2 protein-coding genes are annotated in these 1763 nt (G+C 75.6%); both read left to right on the forward strand.

The features are described from left to right. A partial coding sequence (locus tag AX737_RS18875) for a TIM barrel protein (protein WP_066924109.1) occupies nt 1-673 on the forward strand: 673 nt, incomplete at its 5' end. Nucleotides 674-681: 8 nt separating this feature from the next. After that, a partial coding sequence (otnK, locus tag AX737_RS18880) for a 3-oxo-tetronate kinase (protein WP_066924111.1) occupies nt 682-1763 on the forward strand: 1082 nt, incomplete at its 3' end.

Raw genomic sequence — 1763 nt, forward strand, 5'->3', positions numbered from 1 at the left:
GCTCCGGGAAAGCCGCGATCCCGCGCTCGCCCGCCACGGGCTCACCCAGGCGCTGTTCAACCTGCCGCCGGGCGACTTCGCGGCGGGCGAGCGCGGGATCGCGGCTTTCCCGGAGCGCTTCGACGAGCTGACGGCGGGCGTCGAGACGGGCTTGCGCTACGCCGAGGCCACGGGCGTCGCCCGCCTGCACCTGATGGCGGGCCTCGCCGACCCGCGCGACCCGCGGGCGCGGGACGCCTACCGCCGCGCCGTGACCTGGACGGCCGAGCGGCTCGCCGAGCGGGGCCTCGACCTCGTGCTGGAGCCGATCAACGCCCGCAACATGCCGGGCTACTTCCTGGGTGATTTCGGCGCCGCCGCCGCGCTGATCCGGGAGCTCGAGCTGCCGAACCTGAAGCTCCAGTTCGACCTCTACCACTGCCAGATCCTGCACGGGGACGTCACGATGCGGCTGCGCGCGCTGATGCCGCTGATCGGCCACGTCCAGACCGCGAGCGTGCCCGACCGGCACGAGCCCGGCACCGGCGAGATGAACGACGCCTTCCTCTTCGCCGAACTCGACCGGCTCGGCTACGCGGGCTTCGTCGGCTGCGAGTACATCCCGGCCGCCGGAACGGTCGAGGGCCTCGGCTGGTTCGCGCCCTACCGCGCCGCCCGGGGAGACGCCCGATGACGCGCCCCGTGCCCCTCGCCCTCGGCTGCGTGGCGGACGACTACACGGGCGCCTCGGATCTCGCCAACACCCTGACCAAGGCGGGCTTGCGCACCGTCCAGACCATCGGCATCCCGGCCGACGACCTCGCGCTGGGCGAGGCCGACGCGGTCGTCGTCGCCCTGAAGAGCCGCTCGATCGAGCCGGGGCGCGCTGTCGCCCTGTCGCGGGCGGCCGACGCGTGGCTGCGCGGGCGCGGCGCCCGCCACGTGATGTTCAAGGTCTGCTCGACCTTCGATTCGACGGACAGGGGCAATATCGGCCCCGTCCTCGACGCGCTGCGAGCGGATGCGGGCGAGGCCGTCGCCCTCGTCACCCCGGCCTTTCCGGAGACCGGGCGCAGCGTCTACCAGGGCCACCTCTTCGTGGGCGCCGTGCCGCTGGACGAGAGCCCGCTGAAGGACCATCCCCTCAACCCGATGCGGGATTCGAACCTCGTGCGGGTGCTCGCCCGCCAGAGCGCGGCCCCGGTCGGGCTCGTGGACGTCGCGACCGTGGCGCGGGGGGCGGACGCCGTGCGCGCCCGCCTCGAGGCGCTGGCCGCGGAGGGTGTCGGCGCGGCGATCGCCGACGCGATCTTCGACGCCGACCTGGAAATCCTCGGACACGCCGCGCTCGCCCACCGGGTCTCGTGCGGCGCCTCCGGCCTCGGCCTCGGCCTTGCCCGGGCTCTTGCAAGCCCCGGAGCGCCCGACCCGGCCGCCGACGTTCTGGCCGAGCCGGTCGGCGGGCTCTCCGCCTGCCTCGCGGGCAGCTGCTCGCGGGCGACGCTGGAGCAGATCGCGGCGGCGGAAAGCCTGATGCCGGTGCTGCGCCTCGATCCCGAGCGCCTGATCGGGCGCGCGGACGGCGTGGACGCGGCCATCGCCTGGGCGGGCGAGCACCTCGGGCAGGGCCCGGTCCTGATCGCCAGCAGCGCCGACCCGGAGGCGGTGCGCGCGCTGCAGGCCCGTCACGGCGTCGAGGCCGCCGGCCACGCCATCGAGGGCGCGCTGGCGCGGCTCGCCGCCGCCCTGGTGGAGCGCGGCGTGCGCCGGCTCGTCGTGGCGGG

Source organism: Methylobacterium sp. CCH5-D2, assembly GCF_001556475.1.
In the GTDB taxonomy this organism is placed as follows: domain Bacteria; phylum Pseudomonadota; class Alphaproteobacteria; order Rhizobiales; family Beijerinckiaceae; genus Methylobacterium; species Methylobacterium hispanicum.